Raw genomic sequence first — 21,714 nt, forward strand, 5'->3', positions numbered from 1 at the left:
CTTCCCTCAGAGTGTGGCGGTGTGACGCCGACTTGTCCTGGAGCCACTGCACAGGCTCACCCTGATTGCCGAGGTTGTCGCGCGTCCGAGACGGGGCAGCCCCCTTGCCAAGCGGAACGTGCGTTCAAGTGCCTTACCTTCCGCACCAGGGAGCCACGCCCACCGGCCAGACACCCATCTAGGCCGGGTCCTCCGGAGCCCCCACCACGATCCTCCGGCCTAGAGCCGGCTTGTCGATGCCGAGGAGGCCCCTCGGCTTGCAGATGTCGCACATCTCCAGCTCGGGGAACTCCCGCGCCGCGGTGATCACCTCATCGCGCGACACGGACCCGATTGTCCTGCGGGTAGACGCGCCCGGTCCGCCGCCGGGGCCTGTGGGCACGGCTCCTGGCCGGCGGCGCGCGCGGCGGCGGACCGTCCGGCGGTCATCGGCCGACCTCCCGCCACCAGCGCAGCCCATCCGGCTCGCCACGCTGCTCGTCGCCGTTGACGGCGGCCAGGTAGCCGCTGTTCGCGGCGCGGTCCGCGGCGTACTCGCGCTGCTCCGTCGTCATCTGCGACGTCAGGTACCGCCAGTTCCCCTCCAACCAGACCGTGAACCGGTCCGGGGCAGGTACAGGCCCGGACGGGCCTGTGAGGTTGCCGACCCTGGGCGAATGCCCAACGGTAAGGAACGACGAAAGGAGTCCCACATGAGAGTCATGTTGATGGCCCACCTCGACACGCCTACGGGCAACCAGGCCCTCAAGAGCGGTGCCCTTCAGGGGACCATGAAGAACCTGATGGAAACCCTCAAGCCGGAGGCCGCCTACTTCGGCCTGAACGAAGGCGTACGAACTTGCTGGATGGTCTTCGACCTTGAGAATCCCTCACGGATGCCGGCGCTGATGGAGGACCTCTTCATGCAGCTCAACGCGGAGGTGTCGGTAGTGCCGGTCATGAACGCCGAGGACCTCACCAAGGGCCTGTCCGAGATGAAGGCGACCAGAGGCTGACCGCCCAGCACTGGCGCACGCCGCGGATCCCGCACACGAGGAGCGGCCACCAGCGTCGGCAGCAGCCGGTCAGGGCCGAGGATGTGCACGCCCGCCCACTGCGGTGCCCCCGCCTCGCGCCGGCGTCGGATCGGGGGGCGGTGCACCACCAGCAGCGGCTACACCGCCCGCGCGCCCATCCCGAGCCCAGCGCGGTCCCGCACGGCGGCACGAGCACGTCGTCGACGACCAGGTCCGCAACCGCGAGCGCCGAGGTCCTGCCGGTGAGCGCCAACTCGCCTGATCCGTCGTTGATCAATGCATGGGACGTCCCGGGCCGAAGCCGGCCGAGCTGGTGCTGTCGGATCAAGGACTCAGGACACCAGGGGCGCGACTTAATCAGGTGCGTGAGCATCCGGCCGGGTGATACAAGATCCCGCGTGACTGAGAATCTCGACTTCCCCACACTGCTGCAGATGATCGACGAGCGGTCCGCCGCGTTCCGCGCCGCGATCACCGCCGCCCCGAGCCTCGACGCCGACGTCCCGTCCTGCCCGGGGTGGAAGCTGTACGACCTGGCGAACCACCTCAGCGAGGGGGACCGCTTCTGGGCCCACATCGTGCTGAACACCGCGCCGGGCGACGAGCGGCCGAGCAAGGACGGGCTGGCGGCGCCCAGGGAGCGCGAGGCCCTCATAACCTGGCTGGCCGACTCGACGGAGCAGCTGCTGGCCGCCCTGCGCGAGGCCGGCCCGGACCGGGCCTGCTGGGCCTGGTGGGAGCCGCTGGCCTCGCCGCACACGGTGGCCGCGGTGGCCCGCCGCCGCGTCCCGGAGTCGATGATTCACACCTACGACGCCCAGCTGGCCTCCGGCGCCCCGCAGGAGTTGCCGACGACCGAGGCGCTCGACGCTGCCGAGGAGTTCCTCGCCACCGTCTGCACCGTCACGACTCCGTGGCCGGGGGAGCCCGCCACCATGGACTACCACACGGCCGAGGGCCGCTCCTGGCGCCAGACGCTGAATGCCGCCGGCTCCCGCTTCACCCGCCTCACCCCGGCGGAGGCCGCCGACAGCAAGCCCACCGCCGCCCTCCACGGCACGGCGAGCGAGCTGGCCCTGCTGATGTACATGCGCGTCCCGGCCGACGCGGTGCGGATGGAGGGCGACGCCGGGCTCCTCCAGCAGCTGCAGGACTGGGACTGATGTCCTGAGTCCTTGATCCGTCGGCAGTATGTGGCGAGGGACTCGAGGATCTGGTCGGCGGTCTTGGTCCAGATGTAGGGGGCGGGGGTCGTCGTTCCAGTCGGCGACCCAGGCTCGGATGTCGCGTTCCAGGGCCTGGACGGAGCGGTGGACGCCGCGGCGGAGCTTGGCTCGACCCCGGCGCAGGCCAGCACGATCCGTGCTCTCAATGCGAGGGCCTGCGACGTCGATTGGCCTCGCACCCACGCACCAAACACCTGCAGCTCGGAATCCGACAGCACCAGCTCGGCCGGCTTCGGCCCAGGACGTCCCATGCATTGATCAACGACGGATCAAGGACTCAGGACGCTAGAGCGCCGCCGGCGGTGCGAGCAGGCCCTCGTCCTGTCCGGCGCGCCGGAGGGACTCGGCGACGAAGCCGCTCGTCTTGAGCTCTTCCACGGTCGACCGCAGGAAGGCGATCGTCGCGGCGGACCGGGTCACGGGTGTGCCGACGGCCTGCCGGATCTGCATGAACCGCTCTTCGATGAGCCGTACTTCGGGATGAGCGGCGGCGTACGCGGTCATCGGCTGGCGGATCCCCGCGCCCGCCTCCAGCCCCTGGTCGGCGAAGGTGTCGACGCCCTCCTCGCCCCGTACGAGCGTCGCGTGGCGCAGGGTCCGGGTGAGGAACAGGTCGTACGCGGAGCCTGCCTTGACGCCGACCCGGACGCCGGGCGCGTCCACGTCGTCCGGCGTGCGGAGCGCGGATGTGCGAGGCACGGCGTACACCCCCTCGATCACGACGTACGGCTCTGTGAACGCCACTTCAGCCTCCCGCGCCGGGTCGACGGCCAGGAAGCAGACGTCGGCCAGCCCGGTCGCCATCGCCTCGTACGACTTCCGCGCCGCGTCGAAGCACAGTAGCTCCACCGGCACTCCGAGTCGCGCACCGAACTCGCGCGCCAGGTCGACGGTGATGCCGGAGGGCGCGTCCGGGGCGCCCTGGGCTAGGACCGGGTTGCCGAGGTTGATGGAGGCGCGCAGGACGCCGGTCGGGGCCAGGTCGGAGACGAGGTCGGGGGCGGGGGAGGGTTCGTCGGTCATGCACGGCAGTCTAGGGAGGGAGACCGGACCGATCCCGAATCTCACCTCCGCGGCGGCGCTGATCGGACGCTTCAGGCCACCTCGCATCGTCACGCCGCGGAACCATCCCTTCCGGCCTAAGGTGCGCGCATGACCTCAACGGAGAACCGGTGACGGGGGAGCCGCCGCTGGAGCGAACCCCGCCGAGCCGCACACGACTCCTCCGGGGAGGCCTCTGGGGCGGCTACGTTCTGGGGCTCGTGCTGTTGGCGGCGGCCGGGGAGTGGGTCCTCGTATTCCTCTGGGCGCCGGCTCCCGCCCCGATCGCCTGCGGCGGGCTGGGCGCGCACGCCTCATGGGAACTGCTCCGGGAGGCCTGGGCGCTGCGCACCCGGGGGATCACCGTGGAGGGACGGCTGCAGGGGTCCGACGTCTACAACGGCACCCGGCAGTACACGTACGCGTACGTCGACGCCGACGGCGTCACGCGCGTGCGCACCGGCGCGGACGGGGGTGCGGAGCGGGCCGACATCACGTACGACCCCGAGGACCCCGAGAACACGTCCGTCGGCGGGCGCGCCACGGGCCAACTCGTGCTCGGCGCCGTGATCTTCCTGCTGTCGGGCGCCGTGCTGCTGGCCGGCGCCGGAGTGGTGGTGGCGGGACTGGTGGCTCTGGTCGCCTGATCACGTCGCCGGAGCGCTCCGCATACGCTCCTGCCATGAGCGTTTCCCTCTACTACAGCGCGACGCGCGCCGAACCGCTGACCGGGGCCGAGAGCGCCGAGGTCGCACGCGTCGTCACCGCGCACATGGACGCCTTCCCCTATGACGACGAAGAGTCCCTCTACCTCTACGACCGCACGACGCCTCCGGACGAGGTCCTCGCCGGGTCCACGAAGCTCCCGCTCGAATGGGAACGCGTGGAGCCCGTCCTCGACCACGTGCTCGCCTCGCTGACGGAACTGCGCCGGGCGATCCCCGGAGCGCAGTGGCGCGTTCATGTGGACGACCATGACGTGCCGTGGGACGAGACGGACGGCTACGTACTGTCGGAGTAGCCCGCGGCGGCCGACCGCAGCGCCTCCTCCCAGGCGTCGGGGCTGCGGTAGTGGTTCTTGTGGCCGCAGGCGAGCACGTGGCGCAGTTCCGCGAGGTGCCGGGTGTCCGGCGGGAGTTCCAGCCGGTCGAGAAGGGCCAGCGCGGCGAAGGGTTCCAGGTCGCCGTGGACGTCGTGGTAGCTCGCCCGCAGGCCGTGGAAGAGTGCTGCGCGAAGGGCGGGTTCGCGTGCGGCGACGAGGTAGACCGGCGCCTTCACCTGCCAGGGCACCGGTCCCGAGCACTCCAGTACCCGCCGGGCCCGGCGGAGCAGGGGTTCCGATCGCTCGGCCACCACCCGGTCGATGTCGTTGCCGAGCACTTCGGCGAAGGCCGTCGCGGCAGTACCGCGGTCCTCGAACCAGTCCACCCATAACGAGTAGGTGAGCGGCTCGGCGTTCCCGTCCGCCTCCAGCCGCCGACGGTAGCCGTCCCACAACACGTCGGCGGGTAGGGGACCCTCGGGGCCCTGGTCCGCGAACCGGATCTCGCACGTGACCCAGTACTCGCCAAGGAGGTCGAGCAGCCCGAACGCCAGCCGTACCTGGTCGGCTGCCTCCAGGTCCTCGGCGAACACGTCGCCGGCCTCGGCGAACACGTCGCCGGCCCAGGACTGCGCGACTTGACCGGCCGTGAGCAGCGTGCCGGGCGCCTCGGCGCTCACCCACCCGTCGGGCACCCGGCTCACACCCTGGTCGGCCAGCCAACGCCGCGCCGCCTCCATGTCCTGCGTCTCCATCCGGCGAGTATGGCAAGTCCCGCAGGTCCGAATGGGGTTGTCCCTCTGCCGGTATCGCGGGCCCCGGACGAAAAGTGACCGGAGTGAGTGCTCACTCATTGACGGAGTGAGCACTCACTCCGTACTCTCGGAGTCATGACAGCACCCAAGGAGAACCAGACCACCCGCCGTCGCGCGCCCGGCATGTCGCCGGAGCGGCGCCGCGAAATGATCATCCAGACCGCGATCCCGCTGATCGCCGAGTACGGTGCCGCGGTGACGACCGCGAAGATCGCCCGTGCCGCGGGCATCGGCGAGGGCACGATCTTCCGGGTCTTCGCCGACAAGGACGAACTGCTGCAGGCCTGCGTGGCCGAGGCGCTCTCTCCCGAGCACGCGGTCCGCGAGCTCGACGCGATCGATCTGTCCCAACCGCTGTCCGACCGGCTCGCAGAGGCGGCCGAGGCGCTGCAGGCGCACCTGTCCAGGATGGGCGCGATCCTCGGCTCGCTGGGGCATCGAGGCGGCAAGCACCCCGGCACGGTGCGCGGCGCGGGCCGCGACGAGTCGACTGCCCGTATCCGCGCGGCCCTCGTGGAGCTGCTGGAGCCCGACAAGGCCGCCCTGCGCCGGCCGCCGGAGCAGATCGCGGCCCTCTTCTTCGGGCTGCTCTTCACCCAGCCGCGCACGGACGACGAGCCCGACCTGACGCCGCAGGAGCTGGCGGAGGTCTTCCTGCACGGGGCACTCGCAGAGGGTGCCAAGTGAGTGCGCGGACGAGGCGATTCGGGATTACGACCCTGGCCGTGCTGGCGCCCGTCCTGGTGTGGCTGGTAGCGGATCCGCTGCTGGGGCACCCGCTGCGGATCTCCGACGGCGACCGGACGCTCGACATCGGCGCCGTGCCCGCGGCGGTCGTCGCACTGCTCGCGTCGCTCTCCGGCTGGGGACTGCTGGCCGCCCTGGAACGGTTCGGCGTGGGGAACGCCCACGCCATCTGGACCGTACTGGCCGGCGCCGTACTGGTCGTGTCCTTCCTGCCGTTGCTCGGCGGCGGCATGAGCGGCGGCACCCGGGTCTCCCTCGCTCTGATGCACCTGGCAGTGGCGGCGGTGCTGATCCCGGGGCTGCGTGGCAGGCCCTCGGGGGCGGGGGCCGGTGCCGCCCGGGGGTGACCGAAGGCGCCGGGCACAGCCCGCGTCATCCACACGAATGCACAGGTCGTAGCGTGATCGCGTGACGATACGACTCAACGACGCGGTCCGTGCCCTGCTCGACGATGTGAACCCGGCCGTGCTGGCCACGACGCAGCCCGACGGCTCGCCGCAGACATCCGTGGTGTGGGTGGGGCGGGAGGGCGACGAGCTGCTCATCTCCAGCCAGGACGGCCGCCGCAAGATCAAGAACATGCAGGCCGACCCCCGCGTCAGCCTCACCGTCTACGACCGCACCGACCCGCTCCACTACGCGGAGATACGCGGGTTGGCGACGGTCGCCGAGGATCACGGCCGGGCGGTCGCCGTCGCGCTCGCGGAGAGCTACGAAGGCGAGGGCGCGGGGCAGGAGTACCTCGAACTGCCCCCGGAAGTGGTTCGGGTGGCCGTGCGGATCAAGCCGACCAAGGTGTTGGGCACGGCCGCGCGATAGGCGGCGTGCGGCGCGGGCGGTCCGGCCGTCCGGCGCCGCGTGACGGCAGGTCATCGTCCCTCTCCTCGACCGGCGTTGTCAGTGGTGGCCGATAGCGTCGGGGGTGTTGGAAGGGCCGATTCCCGACAGGAGTGGACGATGACCGAGGGCCGTGCGCACAACGCGCTCAGGGTAGTGCTGACCGATGTCAACGAGGGCGTCGTGGAGGCGTGGCGGGCGGCGTTCGCCGACACGCCGGGGATCGAGATCCGGCGGGGCTCGATCCTCGACGAGGACGTCGACGCCTGGGTCACCCCCACCAACTCCCGGGGCCGGATGGACGGTGGCGTCGACGCCGTCATCAAGCGGTACCTCGGCGCGGGCATCCAGCTCCGCGTGCAGCGGGCGATCCGCGACCGGTTCGGCGGGAGCCTCCCCGTGGGCAGTGCGGTCTGCGTGCCGTCCGGGGCGAGGATCCCGCGGTACCTGATATCGACGCCGACGATGGTGCAGTCCTCGCAGAACGTGAGCGCCACGCTCAACGTGGCCCTGGCCTGCGCGGCCGCGTTCCAGGCCATCCACCGGCAGAACCGGAAGACGCCGGGCGGCATCCGCTCCGTCGCGCTCGTCGGCATGGGCGCGCAGACCGGCCAGGTGCCCGCCCGCGTCTGCGCCAACCTGATGTGGACCGGTTACACGCTCTTCCACGACCACTGGTTCGAGGACGACGACGGGCTGCGCACCACGATCACCGCCCAGCTCGCCGGCATCGAGCACGAGCCGGTCGAGAAGCGGGTGCGCATCATGCCGCCGAAAGGGCATTCCTTTCGTCCCTGACGCTGCCCCCACGCCCATCGCCTCAGCCGCCGACGCCCACTCCACCGGTACGACCCCCGGGAGCCCTTCCCCCATGAGCGACGCCACCACCACGGCCCCGCAGCCCGACCCGAACGACCCGCTGGCCCTCACCGAACTGTTCAAGGGCGGCGGGGAACCCTGGCTGCCGCTGCTCAAGCCGGCCATCGAGGCGCAGCCCGACGCCGCGCAGTTCATCGGTCAGGGCCGCAGCCCGGAGGTCGTGCCGGTCCGGGAGCTCACCTTCCAGGCGCTCAAGCCCCACCCGCCGCACAAGTGGAAGGTCGTGGTCTTCGGCCAGAACCCGTACCCGCGGCCGGAGAGCGCCACCGGCATCGCCATGTTCGACAACACCTTCAACGACTGGAAGGACAGCCAGTTCGGCAGGGTCGTCAGCATCCGCTGCATCATCAAGGCGGCGGCGATGTGGAAGTACGGCATCATCAAGAAGACGCCCATAGCCGACGTCCGGGCCCTGCTGAAGGAGCGGGAGACGGTCCAGCCGCCGGAGTGGTTCCAGGCGATGCTCACTCAGGGCGTCCTGCTCCTCAACGCCTCGCTCACCGCCAGCGGCGACGGCGCGATGGGCACCGACCGGCACACCCAGTTCTGGCGGCCCGTCGCCGAGCGGATCGTCGAGGAGATCCTGAAGGCGAAGCAGAACGCGGACGACGAGGAGGACCGCGGCGTCGTCTTCGCCTGGTGGGGCGCCCACGCCCGCAGCCTGAAGAAGATCGTCCAGCGGCTGGAGCAGAAGTACCCGGGCGTCGAGGTCCGGCACATCGACCACGTCAACCCGGCCGCCCAGGGCGACGTCTTCTGCGAGGGCGACCACTTCGCCACAGTGAACGCGGCCCTTGCGTCGCTCGGCGCGGACGAGATCGACTGGCTGCCGAGCAAGGGCTGGAACGACGGGCCGGCCGGCGAGGGTTCAGGCGGCGAGGACGGGGACGTCGCGGCACGCATGGGCGCCTTCATCGCCTCGACGATGGAACTGCACCAGCTGTATCTGGAGCGACTGACCAGCGTCAAGGACGAAGGTCGGATCCTGCCCGCGATCACCGGGGTGTTCGACACCCCGCTGATGGGCTTCGACGACGCGGTCGCCCCGGTCACCCAGGTGCTGTCGGGGCTCGCCCGGCACATCGACCGCTCGCGCGAGTTCGGCAAGCGGCGGGCGGACGAGGCGGCAGGCGGCCTGTCCGCCGACGCGATCGCTGCGCTCTACCTCTACACCTGCGAGTCCGGCTTCTACCGCGACATCAACGCCGTACTGCGCTCCCCGGACCGCAGCAAGGTCGTGCCCTACATCCCGTACCTGCGCCTGCTGTTCTCGGCGGTCTCGGGACTCCCCGCGCGCACCGAGCCGCTGTGGCGCGGTGTGGCGCTGGACCTGCGCAGGCAGTACCCGCTGGGGGAGACGGTCACCTGGTGGGGCGTGTCCTCGTGCACTTCCGAACTGAACGTCGCCCGGGCCTTCCTGGGCAGCCGCGGCAAGCGCACCCTCTTCGAGGTCACCCCCGCGCGGGCGGTCGGGATCCGCAGCTTCTCCGCGTTCACCGGGGAGGAGGAGTACATCCTCGCGCCGGGCACCCAGCTCAAGGTGACCGACGTGACGACCGAACGCGGCGGTCTGTGCACGGTCAAGCTGTCCGAGGTGGAGACGGCCGAGCCCGTCGTCTCCTGACCCCGGCGCCGGCCCCAGGGGGTGGGGTCCCCGCTCAGAACTCCACCGTGACGAACCCGTCCTCGGCGTCCCCGGCGGGTGCCGAGACGCGGTAGCCGAACTGTTCCTGCAAGCCCTCCACGTCCCAGTTCGCGGCCCGCTCACGGTAGTTGAAGACCAGCTCCTTGCTCTCTCCGCCGTGTTTGAGGATCCGGGCGATGGCGATGTCGTCCGGATGGCCGTGGACCTTCCCGTTGGTGGAGATCAGATAGCGGCCGCAGTCGAGGAGGCCGAGGAGGTCGTTCGACAGGTTCTTGGCGCTGCCGTGGTGGGCGACCTTCAGCGCGTCCACGTGCAGCCGCCCGCCCTCGGCCTCGGCCCGCGGCCTGAGCGAGGCGACGAGCCGCGGATCGTCCGCGTCTCCGGTCAGGACGATCCGTGTGCCGTCGAACTCGAAGAGCAGACCGATGCTGGTCGGATTGGTGGGGGAGCCGTCCCGTTTGAACGGAGCGGCGGCCAGCTCGTCCACGTCGATCGCGCCGAAACGCTCGATCCCGGGCACGGCTTCCCGCTCCACCGGGTCCACGCCGGGGATCAGCCCGGACTGTTCGCACTTGGCCTTCCACTCGCCGATCAGGGATTCAAGGAGTCGGCGGTCGGGCGCCAGCACCTCCATCGTGGAACCGTCGTCGAACCAGGTCAGGTCATGACCGATCTCGACGCTGCGGCCGTCGAACGCCGCGTTCCACGGGAGTTGCTGATCGATCAGCGCGGAGGTGAGCAGTTCTCCGTCCACCGCCCCGAAGATCTCACGGTCGTGGAGATGGTCGAAGCCGTTGAACCACACGTCCCCGATGTCCACCGGCCGGTCGGGGTCGTCGAGCAGCGCCAGCACCCCGAGGATGTGGTCCTGGTCGACGTGGGTCACCACCAGGACGTCGATCGGACCGTCCAGTTCGGCGAGCAGCGGTTTGATCCGCCGGTAGGTGCCGCGCCGGCCGCCGTCGACGAGGACGCGCCGGGTGAACCCGTCGTTGCCGTATTCGAGGAGCAGGCAGTCGCCGTCCTCCGCGGGCAGCATCGTGAGCCGGAGCATCACGCACTCCTTTGCCGCAGGTCGAGGATCAGGAACGGTTCGCGCATGTCCGCCAGCCAGGACAGCCGGCGTACCTGGTCGAGCCGGAGCGCGCACTCGGCGTCGTCGGGGAAGGCGGACAGCCCTTCCACGAGCCAGGCGAGTCCGAGCGTGTAGTACGGGATGCCGCGGTCGACGGCCTTGATCAGCCCCGCCCGGGCCTGTTCGCGGGCCTGGTCCCGGGCGAATTCCCGAGCCCCGGCCCCCGGCCGTCCGGCCGCCGCGACCCGCCGCAGCAGTCGTACGGAGCGCAGGATCGCTCCGTCGGCGAGCCACGGGAAGTCCTCGGCCAGCCGCTCCAGCCAGGGATCCCAGTACGTCTCCGCCGCGGAGTGGTCCGTGCCGATGAGGACGTACGCCCCGGCCGCCGCCGCGAGCGGGTTCTGGACCTTCGAGTACAGCATCGCCTCGACGTCCGTGAACAGCCGTGCCGCCGTGTCCAGCGCGCCCTGCGCCATGTATGCGAGCCCCGCACCGCGCACCGGGTCGCGGACCGTCACGGCGACCGCGCTCCCCGTCGGGCTCTGCCGCAGGTTGACCAGCACCTCGACCTCGTGCGGGCCCCACGGCAGCGGCAGGGTGACGAGGCGTACCGCCCCGGCGGCCTCCACCACCAGGAACTGCCGCCGGCCGGACGGCGAGCCCGGGGCCCCGACCGGACCGCCCGGGCCGAACCGGTACAGCGGCGTCACCGACTCCCCGGCCACGTCCGGCGCGGGCAGCACCAGCGGCCCGCCCTCCGCGACGAACCGCCCCAGCGCGCCCACATCGTTGTCCAGGCCCAGCACCGAGGCGAAGGACCAGCTTTCCGGCGGGGCGTCGCCGATCCACGTGGCGTGCGGCCCCGGGTCGGCGAACGGCGTCTCGGCCAGGGCCCCGTCCGGCCCGACGGCGGGCGCGACCATGGAGCGGGAGGCGACGGACTCCGCGAGCGGGACCGTGGTGGAGCTCCGGTACACGCTCTCCGGCTCGATGTTGCCCATGAGGTACTGCCAGGAGTGCGTCTCGTACGGCGAGTCCGTCATGACGAAGTCCACGGCGGTCTCCCGGCCCTCCTCCGCCACGGCGTCCTCCGTCAGCACCATTCCGGACGGCAGGGTCGCCGACACGACGTAGCGCCCCGGCGTCACCGGGTACGACGCGGGCTGCGGGGCCGTACCGCAGGGGATCAGGATGCTGCGCAGTGTGTCGCCGGTGAGGTCTGCCGGGTGGATGTCGCCGACGATCACGGCGTCGTTGGACTCCCCGGCGGAGGAGAGGAAGAGCCTGACGGCGAGTGCGGCGCTGGTCATGGCCGGGCCAATCCCACGCGGAACAGCGGCGGCCGGGCGTCGAGTTCCTGACGGCGTACGTCCGCGGGGCCGAGGACGGCCTCCACCTCGTACCGCCCGAAGGGCAGGAAGAGCGCCCATTCGCCCAGATCGGGTTCGTCCCCCGGCCCGGCAGCGAGCGGCGCACGCCGCTGCTCCGCGTGCCCGTCCGGCACGGGTCCGTTCTCCGCCGGTCGGGAAGGCCGGCAGACGAACTCGGCGAGCGCGTTGTCCTCCCGCGGCCGACAGCCGATGTACACCGGGACGACCGGGTCGCCCCGCAGCTCGTGGAAGTCGAAGTCGAACGACTCCGGGCTCACCGGCACCGCGCCTCCCGCGAGCACGCCCGCGAAGGGCGGCTCCCGCATGAAGCGGCTGATCGCGTGCATCAGCGTGCCGGTGGTCACCCGCCACACGCGGCCCTCGGTGTTCTCGCTGCCCGCGCCGTCGAAGCTGTGCAGCATCGCGTCGGTGAACAGGCTGACACCGCCCGCGCGGGCGAAGGCCTCCTCGCCGTGCAACGTCGCGAAGTAGACGGCGTGTTCACGCGCCACGAACCCGTCGGGCCGCAGGTTCCCGGCGAGCGGCACCCGTCCGAGGGTGTCCTGCCCCACCTGCCTGACGAGCGCGTCGGAGCCGGCCCGGCAGGCGTCCACGAAGAACACCTGCTGTCCGGCGCGGCAGCTGTTGAGCCCCCGGGCCAGGGCCTCGAAGTGGAGCGCGCCGTTCAGGGGGCTGTTGCGGTCGGCGAACATGTCCGCGGCGAGGAGGGAGGTGTCGAAGCCCAGCGAGACGCCGTGACCGCAGAAGTAGAACACCAGCCGCGCCTCGTCGTGGTCGCCGCGTTCCTTCCACTCCGTCACGGCGGCCACGATGTTGTCGATCGTCGCGGCCTCCACATCGTGCTGCGCGCCCGTGCCGGGGTGGGCGAAGGGCGCGGGCTCGGTCTCGCTCAGGAGCAGTGCGAGGCTGCCCAACGGGCGGCTGGCGTCGTGGTACCGCTCGATCATCCAGCGGGCGAACGCGCGCGCCGAGAGCGGCGGCGAGGACAGCTGCCGCATCCCGGTGGCGCCGGGGTGGTCGGTGGGAGCGACCCCGCCGCCCAGGTGCGCGTACGCGCCGACGCCGATGACCAGGGCGTGGGTGGACGAGGGCCCAGCGTCCTCATCCAGGTGCACGGTGAAACGGTCCATGGAACCGGATACCTCCGCGTGACAGAAGGGGCGGGCCGAGAGGAGGCTGCCGAGGGGAGACCGGGAGGATTCACCACTATTATAGGAATTGCTCTGGTATGTGCCCCTCGGAAGATATGTGTCCGCCGGAAGTCCGGAGACCCGGAGGCCCTGATGGGGAAGAACATCGTGATGTGCCTGGACGGGACGGGCAATCAGCTCAAGGCCCGCGGCAACACGAACGTCGTCAGGCTGTACGAGATGCTCGACCTTCACGACCCGACCGCGCAGATCGCCTACTACGACCCCGGCGTCGGCACCTTCTCCGCGGCCGGAGCGTGGACGGCACCCTCGCGCAAGCTCTCCAAGCTCCTCGGCCTCGCCTTCGGCGCCGGCCTCAAACAGAACCTCGCCGAGGCGTACACGTACCTGATGCAGCATTACGAACCCGGCGACCGCATCCACATCTACGGCTTCAGCCGCGGCGCGTACACGGCGAGGGCGCTCGCCGGGCTGCTGAAGTCCGTCGGGCTGCTCCGCCCGGGCTCGGAGAACCTCGTCCCGTACGCCATCGCCGTCTACGCCAAGAACCGGACATGGACGGACGACGACTGGAAGCAACTCCACCAGTTCGCCGACGCGTTCAGCCGCAAGGTCGACGAACGCACCGGGATTCCCGTCGCGTTCATGGGCCTGTGGGACTCGGTGAAGGCCGCAGGCCTACTGCGCTGGAACCTGCGCTGGCTCTTCACCCGCCGGATCCCCAACGTGGCGCGCGTCCGCCACGCCGTCTCCATCGACGAGAAGCGGCGACCGTACGAGGAGTACCTCGTACTGCCGCCGAAGGAGCCTGGCCCCTCGGTCCGTGGCCCGCTGATCGACGAGGCGTGGTTCGCCGGGGTCCACTCCGACGTGGGCGGCACCTTCGACGACGACCCGCGACTCCCCGCCGTGGCGCTCAAGTGGATCGTCGACGGCGCCCTGGAATCCGGGCTCCTCCTGAAACCCGGCGCCTACGTCAAGCACCTCACGCTGGCCCCCGACCACGCACTGGGCAAGGTCCACCGCATGGGCCGCGTCTGGGCCCTGCTCACCTACCGCCGGCGACGCGTCCCGGCGAAAGCCCGCGTCCACGAGAGCGTCCGCCTCCGCACCGAATCCGACCCGTCCTACGCCGAACGCCTCCCGGCCGACGTGACCTGGACGGACCGGACATGGCTCAGCCCGAGCCCCCACGCGTAGCGTCAGTCGACGCGGTGCACGAGCTGGCTGGTCAGTTCGTACCGGGCGCCGACGATCGCCAGCCGGCCCGCCGCGATCCTGGCGGCGAGATCGGCGTCCGCGGCGAGCCGTGAGCGTACGAGCCGCACCTGCGCGGAAACGGTCGCGTCGATGCGCGCGGCCCCCTCGACCGAGTGGTCTATGGCGGGCTTGATCTGGTCGGCGATGTACCGGATGTGCGCGGGCAGTTCCTCGCCCGACTCCTCCGCGTGGACCGCCGCCGCCACGGCGCCGCACGACTGGTGCCCGAGCACCATGACGAGCGGTATGCCGAGCTCCAGGACCCCGTACGCCACGCTTCCCAGTACCGCCTCGTCCAGGACCTCGCCCGCGGAGCGTACGGTCATCAGGTCGCCGAGACCCTGGTCGAAGACCAGCTCGGGCGGCACGCGGGAGTCGATGCAGCCGAGGACGACGGCGAACGGATGCTGGCCGGAGACCAGCTCGCGCCGGACGGCGCGCGTCTCGTGCGGGTGCCGCTCGCGGAAGGTGCGCCAGCGCCGGTTGCCGGATTCCAGCGCCCGCAGCGCGGCCTCCGGAGTGGCGGGCCGGCGCCGGTCGGCCGTCGCGGGCACGGCGGCCGCGCCGGGGACGTCGAGCACCCACGCGCCGGCGGTGACGGCGGTGCCGGTGACCGCGGCGCGCAGGACGTTGCGGCGCGAGGTCGAGGCGCCCTGCCGAGCCGGGGCGGGACCGCGGTCGTCGGATAAGAACGGTGTGGAAGTGTCGGAAGTGAGAGTCACGCGAGGAAGGTAGGCGCCGAACGGGCACGCCATCGACCGGGATTACCGAACACGCAGCTCATTTTTGACCACTCTTGAACGAATACGACGTCCCCGTCCCGCGCCGACTCCCGCGGCACCCGCAGCCGACGAGCTGTCAGGTGCCGTGAGAGGTCATGCGTGCGGGGGCGGCGCCCGTCAGTAGGTGAGCCCGACATGAGCCAGCGCCTGCTTCAGCAGCAGCCCCTGCCCGCCCGGCATCTCGTTCTGCACGGTCGGCGAGGCCGCTTCCTGCGGGCTGAACCACACCAGGTCCAGGGCGTCCTGCCGCGGACGGCAGTCCCCGGCCACCGGCACGATGTACGCCAGCGACACCGCGTGCTGGCGAGGGTCGTGGAACGGCGTGATCCCGGCCGTGGGGAAGTACTCGGCGACCGTGAAGGGCTGCAGCGACGCCGGCACACGGGGCAGCGCCACCGGCCCGAGGTCCTTCTCCAGGTGCCGCAGCAACGCGTCACGCACCCGCTCGTGGTGCATGACCCGTCCGGACACCAGAGTCCGGCTGATCGCCCCGTCCGAGTCGATCCGCAGGAGCAAGCCGATACTGGTGACTTCGCCGCTCTCGTCCACGCGCACGGGCACGGCCTCGACGTACAGGATCGGCATCCGGGCCCTGGCCGCGTCGAGCTCGTCCGTGGTCAGCCACCCGGGCGTGGTCTCAGTCATGTCAGACATCACTTGATGATACTTTCCGCGCCGCCCCCGCAGAGCGGCTCCCGTGTCTGCCACCCGGGTGGGAGTGCGCTGCTAGGTGGTCGTGGTGCGCCGGTGATCGGCGATGGTCCGGGCCACCGCTTCGGGATGGGGCGTCAGGGCGAGCTGTCCGATGTGGCTCTCGAACGCGCCGGCGTCGATCAGGAACGGCCGGTCGAACTGCCAGAAGATCTCCATGACCTCCCGCGCCTGGACGTCGAACAGACCTGCGGCCCGCAGGGCGAGCTTGGGGACGGCGCTCACCCGGGCGGGGCCGCCGAGAGCCGCCGCGGCGGCGTACTGCCGGCCCGTCAGCGGCTCGGGAGAGGGAAGGTTCCACGCCCGCCCCCACGACGCCTGGCTGTCGCCCAGCATCACCAGCGCCCGCGCGAGATCCGGCAGGTAGTGCAGGGCGTGCGGTACGTCGAGCTTGCCCGGCCAGAGCATGCGACTGCCGGCCACGGCCCGCGCGAACATGGTGTTCCCGGGGACCGAGTTCAACCCGCGTGGCCCTGGGCCGTAGTAGTCGGCGCCCCGGCCGAAGGTGACACGGAGGTCGTCACGCGCCAGCAGCTCGTCCCGCATGGCCGTGCGGGTGCGCGACTTGGGACCGTGGACGACGGGCGCGTCCGTCTCACTGATGGGCCGGCCGTCGCCCGGTGCCGCGTACAGGTTGTCGGCCACGACGAGACCGGCCCCGACGCGCGCTGTCGCGTCGGCGACGGCGCGGGTCAGGGGAGGGAACTCCTGGGGCCAGCGGTGGTACGACGGCATCGCGCAGTGGTACACCACGGCCGCTCCGTCGAGGGCGGCGGCGGTGGCCTCGCTGTCACCGAGATCCACCTGCCGCTGCTCGACACCCGCGGGCAGGTCGAGCGGCCGGCGGGCCAGAGCGCGCACCGGCCGGCCCGCGTCGGCCAGCGTGCGGACGATCGTCCCGCCGATACCGCCGCCCGCGCCCAGGACCACGTGCAGTTCTGTCATGGGACCGTTCACTCCGTTCCTCGGGTGGATCAGTTGGTGATGACGACCGTGACCCGGCGCACGAGGCGTCAGAGTTATGCAGACCAGTCTAGCGTGTCACGGTAGAATCGATGGCGTGGCAACGAACACCCGCGACCGCATCATCAGCGCCGCCGCCCGCCTGTTCCGGGAGCGCGGAGTGACCGGCACGGGCGTCCTCACCGTGCTCGCCGCGGCATCGGCGCCGCGCGGATCGCTGTACCACCACTTCCCGCGGGGCAAGGACCAGCTCGTCGTGGAGGCGCTGCGCTTCGAGTCCGACCGGGTGACCGAGCAACTGCGCGCCCTGCTCGCCGAGGACCTCGATGAGGCGACGGCGCTGACCCTGTTCGCCGAGGCCCTCGCCACGGACCTGGAAGGCAGCGGCTTCCGCCTCGGCTGCCCGGTGAGCACGGCCACGCTGGAGCTGGCCGCCGACAACGACGAGATCAGCGCCGTGTGCTCGGCCACCTACCGAGCCTGGACCCAGCTGCTCGCCGACCACATGGTCCGCCGCGGCCGCCCCGCCTCCGCCGCCGAGTCCCGCGCCGAACTGGCGGTCACCGCCTTCGAAGGCGCCCTCCTGCTCGCCCGCGCCGCCAGGAACGCCGACGTTCTGCGCCGCGTCGCCACGACCTTGTCGGAGTACACCGAGTAGGCCTCCGCCGGCGGGTGGTCGCGCCCGTGGGCGAGTGCGGCCGCGCGCGACAGGCCGGCGTCCAGCCTTCATCGATATCTCCTGACACTCGTTGTCAGGAGACCCCTCATAGCGTCGGCGGCATGACGACCCATGACTTCACGTTCCTCACCGGCACCTACGACGTGGCAAACCGCTGGCGCAAGGACTTCCTCGACCCGACCGAGGGCGACGACCGCTGGGAGGAATTCCCCGCTGTCACTCGCGGCTCCTGCCACTTCGACGGTGCCGCCAGCTTCGACGAGATCGAGTTCCCGACGAAGGGCTTCTCCGGGCTGACGCTGCGCCTGTTCAACCCGGCCACCGCACAGTGGTCGCTGTACTGGGCCAGCCGGCGCACCGGCACACTCTTCCCACCCGTCACCGGCGCCTTCGGCCCGGACGGCACCGGGGTCTTCGTAGGCGACGACGAGCACGACGGCCGCAAGGTCAAGGTGCGCTTCATCTGGTCCGGCATCACCGCCGACCGTGCTCACTGGGAGCAGGCGTTCTCCCTCGACGACGGGCAGACCTGGATCACCAACTGGCACATGGACTTCACCCGGCGCTCGACGGCGGTGCGTCACGCCATGCGGTACGCGGCGGGTTGACGCCGTAGGCGCGGGTGAACCATCGGGTGAAGGGACGAACCGAACGAAACGAACGGACCGAAGGAAGTGCAGGAATGACCGAGAACGCCTCGACCACACCGATGAACCTAGACGACACGGAGAGGGTCCGCCTGGCCGTCTACCACGGATTCGCGCGTACGGGACGTGCTCCCGGCGTGGCGGAACTCGCCGCGCTCACCGTACTCGCCCCCGACCAGGTGCGTCAGGAACTGCGCGCCCTCCACGCAAGCCACGACGTGGTCCTGGACCCACAGGACCACGACCGCGTCGTGATGGCCCATCCCTTCGCCGCCGTCCCGCTCGGCTTCTCCCTCATGGGTGCACACACCCTGTGGTGGGGCGGCTGCGCCTGGGACTCGTTCGCGCTGCCCCACCTGCTCCGCGACGAGCCCGACGTCCTGGTCGCCACCCGCTGCCCGGCCTGCGACACCCCGCACGCCTGCGTGGTCGGCCGGGAGGAACCGCCGAAGGGCGACCAAGTGGCCCACTTCCTCACCCCCATGAGCCGGGCCTGGGACGACGTCGTGCGCACCTGCGGCAACCAGCGCCTGTTCTGCTCCACCGACTGTGTCGACACCTGGCTGCGACAGACAGGCCAGGAACGCGGCTACCGGGACTAATCGCAGTGCTTCCCCGTTTATGGGGGAGGTGAAGCGATTCTCAGTGCTGCTCTGACCCGCAGGTCAGAGCGGACGGTTCTGCTGCTCGATGTACTGACGGACGATCGACAGTGGAGCCCCGCCGACCGATCCGGCGAAGTACGAGCCGGACCAGAGCCGTTGCGCCCGCCAGTAGTGCCGGACCAGCTCTGGGTACTCCTGACGGAGCCTGCGCGAGCTGACGCCCTTCAGGCTGTTGACCAGCTTGGACACGGCGACCTTGGGCGGGAAGTTCACCAGCGGATGCACATGGTTGGTTTCGCCCTTGAACTCGACCAGCTCTGTCTCGAAGTCCTCGCAGACGCTGCGCATGATCTCCTCCATGCGCTTCAAGTGGGCGTCGGTGAAGACGTTGTGCCGGTACTTCGTCACGAAAACCAAGTGCGCGTGCATGACGAATGCGCAGTGCCTGCCCGTACGGATGTTCTGATACTCAGCCATAAACCAACTGTCGTACGATCATGAACATGCGGCTCAGGTACTCCTTCCGGATGTACCCGAACGGTCCGCAGCGCTCGGCGCTGGCCAGGGCCTTCGGGTGCGCTCGGGTCGTCTTCAACGACGCGCTTCGCGTCCGCGAGACCGCCCGTGCCGCCGGGCTGCCGTTCGTCTCTTCCGCCACCCTGGGAAAGCAGCTCACCGAAGCGAAGAAGACCCCCGAGCGCGAATGGCTCGGCGAGGTATCCGCAGTGATCCTCCAGCAGTCGTTGCGGGACCTGGACACCGCCTACCGGAACTTCTTCGACGGGCTCAAGGGCAAGCGCCCCCGCATGGGAGCGCCCCGGTTCAAGAGCCGGAAGGACAACCGGCAGGCTATCCGCTTCACGACGAACGCCCGGTGGAAGATCACGCCGGGCGGGGACCTGTCGCTCCCGAAGATCGGGGACGTGCGGGTGAAGTGGTCCCGCACCCTGCCGTCCGTGCCGTCCACGGTGACCGTGGTCAAGGACGCCGCAGGAAGGTGCTTCGCTGCCTTCATCGTGGAGAGCGACCTGGCCACCGACCTTGCCCGGATGCCGGAGACGGAGGCTGCCGTGGGCATCGACCTGGGGCTGTCGCACTTCGCGATCCTTTCGGACGGCACGAAGATCGGCAGCCCCCGCTTCCTGCGTCGCGCTGAGAAGCGGCTCAAGAAGGCGCAGCAGAACCTGAGCCGGAAGGCGAAGGGCAGCAAGAATCGGGACACGGCCCGTATCAAGGTCGCCCGCGCCCACGGCCGGGTGGCTGATGCGCGGCGCGAGTTCCACCACCAGCTCTCAACGAAGATCATCCGTGAGAACCAAGCGGTTGCCGTTGAGGGCCTGGCGGTCAAGGGGCTTGCCCGTACGCGCATGGCCAAGTCCGTGCACGACGCCGGGTGGTCGGCGTTCGTGTCGATGCTGGAGTACAAGGCCGCCCGGTACGGACGCACCTTCCACCGCATCGGCCGCTTCGAGCCCACATCTCAGGTGTGCTCCCAGTGCGGCGTCAAGGACGGCCCCAAGCCCCTGAACATCCGCACGTGGGAGTGCGGGGCGTGCGGGGCCGTCCTCGACCGGGACATCAACGCGGCGGTCAACGTCGCCAAGGCGGCCGGACTGGCCGTGTCAGCCTGTCGAGCGCGGGTAAGACCGGGAGCGATTCCGGCGCAGCGCGAAGAAGCAGGAACCCACCGAGACGGTCAGGCGACCGTGGTAGGAATCCCCTCCCTTTAGGGAGAGGAGCGGAAGTCAAACCCGTCGCGACCCTGCCTCAGCCGGTGCCTACTTCGCCGAGGTCGGCCTGCACGGCGCGTTCTGGGGCCTGCCGGACTGAGCCTGTTCGCCGGGGAGAGGATCGAGGACCGGGCTCACGGGACCGGCGTTCACGCGTAGCCGCCGGCGCTGTCCCCGAGCCGGCTGCGGCAGGGCGGGCAGGGCGGTACAGTGCGCGCCGTGGTCATACCCGACTGGTGTCTCTGGACCGCTGTTGGCCTGGCCGTTCTGCAGGCTCTCTCCCTCGTCCCCCTGATCCGCAGGCTGGGCGCTCCAGACCCCGTAGTGCGTTCCAAAGCGCGTCTCGACCTGCTGGAGACCCAGGGCGCACTGCTGTTGTTCGGCGCCCTGCCGCTGAGTCTCGTGCTGACGGAATCCTGGTTCTGGCTCTCTCTCGCCGGCGTCGCGCTCATGGCGGCCGTCTACACCACGAAGGGGGTCCGGCTACTCCGCGCCCACCGCCCCATGGCCTGATCCGACTTGAACGTGTTCAAATTCTGTGCCAGGCTGCGGAACACGTCCTTGATCTTCCAGGTCGCGCACGCGACCCGGAGAAACCGCTGGAGGTGGAGCGCGTGCGTTCCTGCCGGACCCCGCTGGTCCTCCTCGCCATGGCTCTCGCACTCACTACGGCGGCCTGCGGCAGGATCTGGAACCGGCCGCCGCCCGAGGGCGAATCCGTCGTGCTGAAGCCGGCCGAACTCACGACCACGTGGACCGACGCCGACGGCGGCACCCTGGCAATGAAGCCGGACGGAACCTTCACCGCCGACAACGTATGCGGCGACTGGATGGGCGTCTCGGCCTGGGAGTGGACGGAACCCCGATCAGGATCAGGCACCTGGAAAGGCGCATTCGGCAAGACAGGGACCGACGTCCAGTTGACGTTCGCCACCAAAGGCTCCGAGGGGGAAGACGTGGAAGGCGTCTTCAGTGCTCTGCGGCATGGACGGACTCTGATGCTCTGGACCCGCGTGGGCGACGAAGACAACGACGATCCCCACTGCATTCTGACCGGAGATTAGACGGTCAGCCGGAGTCGGGCGGCGATCAGGAGGCGGTCAGGCCGCGATCAGGCCTTCTTCACCACGCTGGACTTGAGCTGCATCGGTCCGAAGCCGTCGACCTTGCAGTCGATGTCATGGCCGTCGACACCGTCCACGAGCCGGATGTTGCGCACCTTGGTGCCGGCCTTGATTCCGGTGGGGCTGCCCTTCACCTTCAGGGTCTTCACCACGGTGACCGTGTCCCCGTCGGCCAGGACGTTGCCGACGGAGTCCTTGATCACCTTCTCGCCGCTCCCGCTCTCCGAGGCGGCGGCTGCAGGGGCCGCGGACCACTCGTGCCCGCACTCGGGACACACCAGCAGCGCACCCATCTCGTACGTGTAGGCGCTGGAACACTCGGGACAAGGGGGAAGATTCTCGTTCACG

At 70.4% G+C, this 21,714-nt stretch carries 28 protein-coding genes and 1 pseudogene; 16 read left to right on the forward strand and 13 right to left on the reverse strand.

The window, feature by feature from the left end; genetic code table 11:
* Positions 1-178: 178 nt before the first annotated feature.
* Positions 179-325 carry a hypothetical protein gene (locus ACGFMM_RS23940; protein ID WP_393648461.1) on the reverse strand — a complete coding sequence of 49 codons (147 nt, stop codon included), beginning with the start codon at positions 323-325 and terminating at the stop codon, positions 179-181.
* Positions 326-425: 100 nt separating this feature from the next.
* Positions 426-554, reverse strand: a complete 129-nt coding sequence (locus ACGFMM_RS23945) for a hypothetical protein (protein ID WP_393648462.1) — start codon at positions 552-554, stop codon at positions 426-428.
* A 153-nt stretch (positions 555-707) separates the two neighbouring features.
* Here ACGFMM_RS23945 and ACGFMM_RS23950 point away from each other — a divergent pair, with 153 nt between their 5' ends.
* Complete coding sequence (locus tag ACGFMM_RS23950; RefSeq protein WP_393648463.1) at positions 708-995, forward strand: hypothetical protein; 288 nt, start codon at positions 708-710, stop codon at positions 993-995.
* Positions 996-1,414: 419 nt separating this feature from the next.
* Complete coding sequence (locus tag ACGFMM_RS23955) at positions 1,415-2,179, forward strand: maleylpyruvate isomerase family mycothiol-dependent enzyme (RefSeq protein ID WP_393648464.1); 765 nt, start codon at positions 1,415-1,417, stop codon at positions 2,177-2,179.
* Here ACGFMM_RS23955 and ACGFMM_RS23960 read toward each other — a convergent pair.
* Both ACGFMM_RS23960 and ACGFMM_RS23965 read right to left on the reverse strand, forming a co-directional pair.
* Positions 2,179-2,347: pseudogene (locus tag ACGFMM_RS23960) on the reverse strand (IS630 family transposase); the annotation flags it as partial. The gene ACGFMM_RS23955 and the pseudogene ACGFMM_RS23960 overlap by 1 nt on opposite strands.
* Positions 2,348-2,527: 180 nt before the next feature.
* Positions 2,528-3,265, reverse strand: a complete 738-nt coding sequence (locus ACGFMM_RS23965; protein WP_393648465.1) for a transporter substrate-binding domain-containing protein — start codon at positions 3,263-3,265, stop codon at positions 2,528-2,530.
* Positions 3,266-3,504: 239 nt separating this feature from the next.
* Here ACGFMM_RS23965 and ACGFMM_RS23970 point away from each other — a divergent pair, with 239 nt between their 5' ends.
* Together ACGFMM_RS23970 and ACGFMM_RS23975 are read left to right on the forward strand one after the other, a co-directional pair.
* A complete protein-coding gene (locus ACGFMM_RS23970) occupies positions 3,505-3,930 on the forward strand; it encodes a hypothetical protein (protein ID WP_393648466.1) in 426 nt (141 codons plus the stop codon).
* 35 nt (positions 3,931-3,965) lie between these two features.
* Positions 3,966-4,304 (forward strand): hypothetical protein, encoded by a 339-nt coding sequence (locus ACGFMM_RS23975; protein ID WP_393648467.1) that lies wholly within the window; start codon positions 3,966-3,968, stop codon positions 4,302-4,304.
* On the opposite strand, the gene ACGFMM_RS23980 is transcribed toward ACGFMM_RS23975, so the two are convergent.
* The gene (locus tag ACGFMM_RS23980; protein WP_393648468.1) at positions 4,286-5,080 is read right to left on the reverse strand and encodes a hypothetical protein; all 795 of its coding nucleotides are present in this window, start codon (positions 5,078-5,080) and stop codon (positions 4,286-4,288) included. The genes ACGFMM_RS23975 and ACGFMM_RS23980 overlap by 19 nt on opposite strands.
* Positions 5,081-5,215: 135 nt before the next feature.
* On the opposite strand from ACGFMM_RS23980, the gene ACGFMM_RS23985 reads away from it, so the two are divergent.
* The 5 genes from ACGFMM_RS23985 (at position 5,216) to ACGFMM_RS24005 (ending at position 9,227) form a co-directional block, all read left to right on the forward strand.
* Positions 5,216-5,827 (forward strand): TetR/AcrR family transcriptional regulator, encoded by a 612-nt coding sequence (locus ACGFMM_RS23985; RefSeq protein WP_393648469.1) that lies wholly within the window; start codon positions 5,216-5,218, stop codon positions 5,825-5,827.
* Positions 5,824-6,234, forward strand: a complete 411-nt coding sequence (locus tag ACGFMM_RS23990; RefSeq protein ID WP_393648470.1) for a DUF6069 family protein — start codon at positions 5,824-5,826, stop codon at positions 6,232-6,234. Before ACGFMM_RS23985 ends, ACGFMM_RS23990 begins: the two co-directional genes overlap by 4 nt.
* Positions 6,235-6,295: 61 nt before the next feature.
* On the forward strand, positions 6,296-6,706 hold the full coding sequence (locus tag ACGFMM_RS23995; protein ID WP_393648471.1) for a PPOX class F420-dependent oxidoreductase: 411 nt from the start codon (positions 6,296-6,298) through the stop codon (positions 6,704-6,706).
* 138 nt (positions 6,707-6,844) lie between these two features.
* Entirely contained in the window at positions 6,845-7,522 is a 678-nt protein-coding gene (locus tag ACGFMM_RS24000) for a macro domain-containing protein (protein WP_393648472.1), read from the forward strand.
* Positions 7,523-7,595: 73 nt separating this feature from the next.
* Positions 7,596-9,227 (forward strand): ADP-ribosyltransferase domain-containing protein, encoded by a 1,632-nt coding sequence (locus tag ACGFMM_RS24005; protein ID WP_393648473.1) that lies wholly within the window; start codon positions 7,596-7,598, stop codon positions 9,225-9,227.
* Between the two features lie 34 nt (positions 9,228-9,261).
* Here ACGFMM_RS24005 and ACGFMM_RS24010 read toward each other — a convergent pair whose 3' ends face one another.
* The 3 genes from ACGFMM_RS24010 to ACGFMM_RS24020 are packed head-to-tail and all read right to left on the reverse strand — an operon-like array spanning position 9,262 to position 12,844.
* Positions 9,262-10,302: a ComEC/Rec2 family competence protein gene (locus ACGFMM_RS24010; protein WP_393648474.1), complete on the reverse strand. Its 1,041-nt coding sequence runs from the start codon at positions 10,300-10,302 to the stop codon at positions 9,262-9,264.
* Positions 10,302-11,633 carry a hypothetical protein gene (locus ACGFMM_RS24015; RefSeq protein ID WP_393648475.1) on the reverse strand — a complete coding sequence of 444 codons (1,332 nt, stop codon included), beginning with the start codon at positions 11,631-11,633 and terminating at the stop codon, positions 10,302-10,304. The genes ACGFMM_RS24010 and ACGFMM_RS24015 overlap by 1 nt, the downstream gene beginning before the upstream one ends.
* Entirely contained in the window at positions 11,630-12,844 is a 1,215-nt protein-coding gene (locus tag ACGFMM_RS24020) for a caspase family protein (RefSeq protein WP_393648476.1), read from the reverse strand. Before ACGFMM_RS24020 ends, ACGFMM_RS24015 begins: the two co-directional genes overlap by 4 nt.
* 153 nt (positions 12,845-12,997) lie before the next feature.
* Between ACGFMM_RS24020 and ACGFMM_RS24025 the strand changes: the two genes are divergently transcribed.
* Positions 12,998-14,065: a DUF2235 domain-containing protein gene (locus ACGFMM_RS24025; RefSeq protein WP_393648477.1), complete on the forward strand. Its 1,068-nt coding sequence runs from the start codon at positions 12,998-13,000 to the stop codon at positions 14,063-14,065.
* A 2-nt stretch (positions 14,066-14,067) separates the two neighbouring features.
* On the opposite strand, the gene ACGFMM_RS24030 is transcribed toward ACGFMM_RS24025, so the two are convergent.
* The 3 genes from ACGFMM_RS24030 to ACGFMM_RS24040 form a co-directional block, all read right to left on the reverse strand.
* Complete coding sequence (locus ACGFMM_RS24030; RefSeq protein ID WP_393648700.1) at positions 14,068-14,751, reverse strand: carbonic anhydrase; 684 nt, start codon at positions 14,749-14,751, stop codon at positions 14,068-14,070.
* 273 nt (positions 14,752-15,024) lie between these two features.
* Positions 15,025-15,552 carry an NUDIX hydrolase family protein gene (locus ACGFMM_RS24035; protein ID WP_393648701.1) on the reverse strand — a complete coding sequence of 176 codons (528 nt, stop codon included), beginning with the start codon at positions 15,550-15,552 and terminating at the stop codon, positions 15,025-15,027.
* Positions 15,553-15,633: 81 nt separating this feature from the next.
* Positions 15,634-16,563: an NAD(P)H-binding protein gene (locus tag ACGFMM_RS24040; RefSeq protein ID WP_393648478.1), complete on the reverse strand. Its 930-nt coding sequence runs from the start codon at positions 16,561-16,563 to the stop codon at positions 15,634-15,636.
* Positions 16,564-16,678: 115 nt separating this feature from the next.
* Between ACGFMM_RS24040 and ACGFMM_RS24045 the strand changes: the two genes are divergently transcribed.
* The 3 genes from ACGFMM_RS24045 (at position 16,679) to merB (ending at position 18,509) form a co-directional block, all read left to right on the forward strand.
* Complete coding sequence (locus tag ACGFMM_RS24045; protein ID WP_393648479.1) at positions 16,679-17,239, forward strand: TetR/AcrR family transcriptional regulator; 561 nt, start codon at positions 16,679-16,681, stop codon at positions 17,237-17,239.
* 122 nt (positions 17,240-17,361) lie between these two features.
* Positions 17,362-17,868 (forward strand): hypothetical protein, encoded by a 507-nt coding sequence (locus ACGFMM_RS24050; protein ID WP_393648480.1) that lies wholly within the window; start codon positions 17,362-17,364, stop codon positions 17,866-17,868.
* Positions 17,869-17,942: 74 nt separating this feature from the next.
* Positions 17,943-18,509, forward strand: coding sequence for an organomercurial lyase (gene merB, locus ACGFMM_RS24055; protein WP_393648481.1), 567 nt, complete (start codon positions 17,943-17,945; stop codon positions 18,507-18,509).
* Positions 18,510-18,572: 63 nt separating this feature from the next.
* Here the strand turns inward: merB and tnpA are convergent, their stop codons facing one another.
* Positions 18,573-18,989, reverse strand: coding sequence for an IS200/IS605 family transposase (tnpA, locus tag ACGFMM_RS24060; protein WP_393648482.1), 417 nt, complete (start codon positions 18,987-18,989; stop codon positions 18,573-18,575).
* Between the two features lie 26 nt (positions 18,990-19,015).
* On the opposite strand from tnpA, the gene ACGFMM_RS24065 reads away from it, so the two are divergent.
* The 3 genes from ACGFMM_RS24065 to ACGFMM_RS24075 all read left to right on the forward strand — a co-directional run bounded on the left by ACGFMM_RS24065 (position 19,016) and on the right by ACGFMM_RS24075 (position 21,306).
* Positions 19,016-20,242: an RNA-guided endonuclease InsQ/TnpB family protein gene (locus tag ACGFMM_RS24065; protein ID WP_393648483.1), complete on the forward strand. Its 1,227-nt coding sequence runs from the start codon at positions 19,016-19,018 to the stop codon at positions 20,240-20,242.
* Positions 20,243-20,566: 324 nt separating this feature from the next.
* Complete coding sequence (locus ACGFMM_RS24070) at positions 20,567-20,755, forward strand: hypothetical protein (RefSeq protein WP_393648484.1); 189 nt, start codon at positions 20,567-20,569, stop codon at positions 20,753-20,755.
* Positions 20,756-20,892: 137 nt separating this feature from the next.
* A complete protein-coding gene (locus tag ACGFMM_RS24075; protein WP_393648485.1) occupies positions 20,893-21,306 on the forward strand; it encodes a hypothetical protein in 414 nt (137 codons plus the stop codon).
* 47 nt (positions 21,307-21,353) lie between these two features.
* Here ACGFMM_RS24075 and ACGFMM_RS24080 read toward each other — a convergent pair whose 3' ends face one another.
* Positions 21,354-21,713 carry a zinc ribbon domain-containing protein YjdM gene (locus ACGFMM_RS24080; RefSeq protein WP_393648486.1) on the reverse strand — a complete coding sequence of 120 codons (360 nt, stop codon included), beginning with the start codon at positions 21,711-21,713 and terminating at the stop codon, positions 21,354-21,356.
* Position 21,714: the final 1 nt, after the last annotated feature.

The organism is Streptomyces sp. NPDC048604 (assembly GCF_043199435.1).
GTDB lineage: Bacteria > Actinomycetota > Actinomycetes > Streptomycetales > Streptomycetaceae > Streptomyces.

Coding starts and splice junctions, on each gene's coding strand:
- ACGFMM_RS23945 (WP_393648462.1), bottom strand. CDS start 554: ATGACGACGGAGCAGCGCGAGTACGCCGCGGACCGCGCCGCGAACAGC.
- ACGFMM_RS23950 (WP_393648463.1), top strand. CDS start 708: ATGGCCCACCTCGACACGCCTACGGGCAACCAGGCCCTCAAGAGCGGT.
- ACGFMM_RS23965 (WP_393648465.1), bottom strand. CDS start 3,265: ATGACCGACGAACCCTCCCCCGCCCCCGACCTCGTCTCCGACCTGGCC.
- ACGFMM_RS23975 (WP_393648467.1), top strand. CDS start 3,966: ATGAGCGTTTCCCTCTACTACAGCGCGACGCGCGCCGAACCGCTGACC.
- ACGFMM_RS23980 (WP_393648468.1), bottom strand. CDS start 5,080: ATGGAGACGCAGGACATGGAGGCGGCGCGGCGTTGGCTGGCCGACCAG.
- ACGFMM_RS23985 (WP_393648469.1), top strand. CDS start 5,216: ATGACAGCACCCAAGGAGAACCAGACCACCCGCCGTCGCGCGCCCGGC.
- ACGFMM_RS24000 (WP_393648472.1), top strand. CDS start 6,845: ATGACCGAGGGCCGTGCGCACAACGCGCTCAGGGTAGTGCTGACCGAT.
- ACGFMM_RS24005 (WP_393648473.1), top strand. CDS start 7,596: ATGAGCGACGCCACCACCACGGCCCCGCAGCCCGACCCGAACGACCCG.
- ACGFMM_RS24010 (WP_393648474.1), bottom strand. CDS start 10,302: ATGCTCCGGCTCACGATGCTGCCCGCGGAGGACGGCGACTGCCTGCTC.
- ACGFMM_RS24015 (WP_393648475.1), bottom strand. CDS start 11,633: ATGACCAGCGCCGCACTCGCCGTCAGGCTCTTCCTCTCCTCCGCCGGG.
- ACGFMM_RS24020 (WP_393648476.1), bottom strand. CDS start 12,844: ATGGACCGTTTCACCGTGCACCTGGATGAGGACGCTGGGCCCTCGTCC.
- ACGFMM_RS24025 (WP_393648477.1), top strand. CDS start 12,998: ATGGGGAAGAACATCGTGATGTGCCTGGACGGGACGGGCAATCAGCTC.
- ACGFMM_RS24035 (WP_393648701.1), bottom strand. CDS start 15,552: ATGACTGAGACCACGCCCGGGTGGCTGACCACGGACGAGCTCGACGCG.
- ACGFMM_RS24040 (WP_393648478.1), bottom strand. CDS start 16,563: ATGACAGAACTGCACGTGGTCCTGGGCGCGGGCGGCGGTATCGGCGGG.
- ACGFMM_RS24050 (WP_393648480.1), top strand. CDS start 17,362: ATGACGACCCATGACTTCACGTTCCTCACCGGCACCTACGACGTGGCA.
- merB (WP_393648481.1), top strand. CDS start 17,943: ATGACCGAGAACGCCTCGACCACACCGATGAACCTAGACGACACGGAG.
- tnpA (WP_393648482.1), bottom strand. CDS start 18,989: ATGGCTGAGTATCAGAACATCCGTACGGGCAGGCACTGCGCATTCGTC.
- ACGFMM_RS24065 (WP_393648483.1), top strand. CDS start 19,016: ATGCGGCTCAGGTACTCCTTCCGGATGTACCCGAACGGTCCGCAGCGC.
- ACGFMM_RS24075 (WP_393648485.1), top strand. CDS start 20,893: ATGGCTCTCGCACTCACTACGGCGGCCTGCGGCAGGATCTGGAACCGG.